The following is a 2439-nucleotide window of genomic DNA, read 5'->3' as shown; positions in this document are numbered from 1 at the left end:
GGCGTGGCCAGGAGAAGAATAACCAGAACCGGAAAAGTAAAACTTTTTGCTTTCTTCATTTATTTCGCACCTGTTATCTCGATATTCTGCACAACGTTAAAGCTGTGGCACGCCTGCGAGCGTCAGCGAGCGGCGTTGCCACCAGCGACTGGTTGTGGCTCTTCAATCAAACAGCACCCTTCTCCAATACTTTCTTACAGTAGGAGTTGAGGCTTTCACCTTTCTGGAGGGCTCGGATCGTGAGTGCTTTGTGAGATTCTTCTCCAACTCGTAAAACAAACTTACCGCTGTAATTTCTCCCAGCCGTAGCTTCTGGAAGCGGAATTCCTTCTTTCTCTGAATCCTCTATCCATTCCTCAACCGCCTGGCATAATTCCTTATAAACTTTGTCTTCAGAATGTCCATGCACGCCACCAAACATAAGCCCAGGACAGGTCCCGATGTAGCACTGATCCTCTTCGCTCCATTCAACAACTTTCAAGTAGGCATCACTTTTCTTTTTCATCTCTTACTTTCCTTAGTACTAATTCGACTTCTTTCTCCTGATAGCGCTTCGCATCATCTCCCGGTCTTCCCGAAATTGTGATCCGAATTCCCTTCGGGTGTCTCAGATTCCGATGGCTTCCCTTTCCACCCCGATCTGAAAATCCATTCTTTTTCAGGACAGACAGAAGTTCTCGGATTTTTCTAGGCATCGTCTATTTAGTACTAAAGCAGTATCACGTGTCAAGACTTTCCACAACGTAAAGGTGAGCTACGGATGAGGCGGAGCCTCAGACGTTAGCTCCACCGACTTGTTCGGCTCCTTGTTTTTATCTGAGATCGGGAGAGCGTGATTCTACAACTCTTATATTAGCTTCAGGAAACTCCGCATCAATTATCGCCTGTACGTCGTGTAGTATTTCTATTGCACTATCAGACTGGGGTGGAGGCATTATCCAAATCCATAGTCTGTTTTCTCGCTCTGCGTGATGTATGCCTGCGTGACCTTTAGAATACCATTGACCTAAAGTAAATAGGGTTGAATCAGCTTTTCCACTTACACTAAATCCAATATCAGAATAGTGCTTGCTAATACGTTCACTCATAATGCTCACAGGTGTATTATCTTTGGTTTCTATGAAAATATTGTATGCTGAAGTACAACCTGATAGAAGGATGATATTAAAAATAATTAATATGCTGTGGATTTTCATTTTTGCTATTCTGCCGAACGTTAAAGCTGTGGTGCGACGCGAGCGTCAGCGAGCGGCGTCACCACCAGCGACTGGTTCTCCCCTACTCCTTTTCAACCGGTCCAACATCCATTCCGTCATATGAGTCCAATCCAAGTTCATCAGCTAGAATGTAAAACTCGTCGTTTCTCTTATCTAAAGTAACCGGTGTATGAGTTTCTACTTTCTCTACATGCAGCCAGAAAAGATCAGGATCATCAGGATTGTCCTTCTTACTTACAAATATTTCTACAAACCTGTATCCCCTTTCCTCTAAGATCTTCATTGTCTTTTCAAGCTGCTCAGGAGTCGTGTTTGTAAAGAAGTATCCCCAAAGAAGTGGCCCATTCATGTCCCACCCTGGGTTTTTTGACATACTCACAAACATTTCCTCAATCTGTTTGATCGAGATAACTTTATTCGGGATTTCAATTCCGCTTTCCGGACTACTTCCGAATATCTTAGAAAATATGCTCATAGCAATTAGAACAGTGGTAAGGATTTTCCTCATGAATATTTTTGGAGAACGTTAAAGCTGTGGCACGCCTGCGAGCGCTAGCGAGCGGCGTTGCCACCAGCGACTGGTTCGACTAACTCTGCTAAAGTCCTGTATACACATTTTCAATATTTATACTTTCTACAAACTTGTTTGAATCTCCTAGGTTTAAAAATATTACGACTGTATGGTAATTGTCTTTCGATGTTGTTTTACGCGATGCCTGATAACGGTTTTGATGACGATCGTAGTCGAAGGGGATTCCTAATTTCTTTAACTCTTCCTCTACTTTTTCTCTCGAGTCACCAATCTGGATCACCGATTCTATCTCTTTCCGCACTTCCTCGGCGGTTGGTTTTCCTTGAGAACAACCCAAAACCATTAGGCCAAAGAAAAGTATGCAGATTATTCTCATTTGCTTTGTCGAACGTTAAAGCTGTGGCACGCCTGCGAGCGCTAGCGAGCGGCGTTGCCACCAGCGACTGGTTGTGCCCCTTTCACTTTCTCTCGGTTCTTGTTCATTTTCTCGATTACAAAAAACGGCATAACAAGAAGCAGCAGAAACAAAATTACTGCACCGAAAAGTTTTCCGTAGGAGAAATCTTCATCTTGCAGGGAAACAAGTATAAATCCTGGCGTGGCCAGGAGAAGAATAACCAGAACCGGAAAAGTAAAACTTTTTGCTTTCTTCATTTATTTCGCACCTGTTATCTCGATATTCTGCACAAC

General features: G+C 43.3%; 7 protein-coding genes. 1 reads left to right on the top strand and 6 read right to left on the bottom strand.

Annotated elements, in window-relative coordinates:
* A partial coding sequence (locus G0Q06_RS14460; protein WP_238710354.1) for a hypothetical protein occupies positions 1-203 on the top strand: 203 nt, incomplete at its 5' end.
* Here the strand turns inward: G0Q06_RS14460 and G0Q06_RS05625 are convergent.
* The 6 genes from G0Q06_RS05625 to G0Q06_RS05600 all read right to left on the bottom strand — a co-directional run bounded on the left by G0Q06_RS05625 (position 167) and on the right by G0Q06_RS05600 (position 2403).
* Positions 167-505, bottom strand: coding sequence for a type II toxin-antitoxin system HicB family antitoxin (locus G0Q06_RS05625; protein ID WP_163963360.1), 339 nt, complete (start codon positions 503-505; stop codon positions 167-169). The two genes, G0Q06_RS14460 and G0Q06_RS05625, sit on opposite strands and share 37 nt — an antisense overlap.
* Complete coding sequence (locus G0Q06_RS14750; protein ID WP_163963358.1) at positions 489-695, bottom strand: type II toxin-antitoxin system HicA family toxin; 207 nt, start codon at positions 693-695, stop codon at positions 489-491. Before G0Q06_RS14750 ends, G0Q06_RS05625 begins: the two co-directional genes overlap by 17 nt.
* Positions 696-812: 117 nt before the next feature.
* The gene (locus tag G0Q06_RS05615; RefSeq protein WP_163963356.1) at positions 813-1196 is read right to left on the bottom strand and encodes a hypothetical protein; all 384 of its coding nucleotides are present in this window, start codon (positions 1194-1196) and stop codon (positions 813-815) included.
* 82 nt (positions 1197-1278) lie between these two features.
* A complete protein-coding gene (locus tag G0Q06_RS05610; RefSeq protein WP_163963354.1) occupies positions 1279-1725 on the bottom strand; it encodes a ribonuclease E inhibitor RraB in 447 nt (148 codons plus the stop codon).
* An 88-nt stretch (positions 1726-1813) separates the two neighbouring features.
* The gene (locus tag G0Q06_RS05605) at positions 1814-2125 is read right to left on the bottom strand and encodes a hypothetical protein (RefSeq protein WP_163963353.1); all 312 of its coding nucleotides are present in this window, start codon (positions 2123-2125) and stop codon (positions 1814-1816) included.
* 41 nt (positions 2126-2166) lie between these two features.
* Positions 2167-2403 (bottom strand): hypothetical protein, encoded by a 237-nt coding sequence (locus G0Q06_RS05600; protein WP_163961200.1) that lies wholly within the window; start codon positions 2401-2403, stop codon positions 2167-2169.
* Positions 2404-2439 lie beyond the last annotated feature (36 nt).

The sequence above is a fragment of the Oceanipulchritudo coccoides genome, assembly GCF_010500615.1.
In the GTDB taxonomy this organism is placed as follows: Bacteria; Verrucomicrobiota; Verrucomicrobiia; order Opitutales; family Oceanipulchritudinaceae; genus Oceanipulchritudo; species Oceanipulchritudo coccoides.
The sequence above is the reverse complement of the archived record's forward strand: the minus strand, read 5'-3'. Positions and strand labels throughout refer to the sequence as shown.

What these genes read in the sequence shown, in the direction of transcription:
- G0Q06_RS05625 (WP_163963360.1), bottom strand. Translation starts at nt 505, where the DNA reads ATGAAAAAGAAAAGTGATGCCTACTTGAAAGTTGTTGAATGGAGCGAA.
- G0Q06_RS14750 (WP_163963358.1), bottom strand. Translation starts at nt 695, where the DNA reads ATGCCTAGAAAAATCCGAGAACTTCTGTCTGTCCTGAAAAAGAATGGA.
- G0Q06_RS05615 (WP_163963356.1), bottom strand. Translation starts at nt 1,196, where the DNA reads ATGAAAATCCACAGCATATTAATTATTTTTAATATCATCCTTCTATCA.
- G0Q06_RS05610 (WP_163963354.1), bottom strand. Translation starts at nt 1,725, where the DNA reads ATGAGGAAAATCCTTACCACTGTTCTAATTGCTATGAGCATATTTTCT.
- G0Q06_RS05605 (WP_163963353.1), bottom strand. Translation starts at nt 2,125, where the DNA reads ATGAGAATAATCTGCATACTTTTCTTTGGCCTAATGGTTTTGGGTTGT.
- G0Q06_RS05600 (WP_163961200.1), bottom strand. Translation starts at nt 2,403, where the DNA reads ATGAAGAAAGCAAAAAGTTTTACTTTTCCGGTTCTGGTTATTCTTCTC.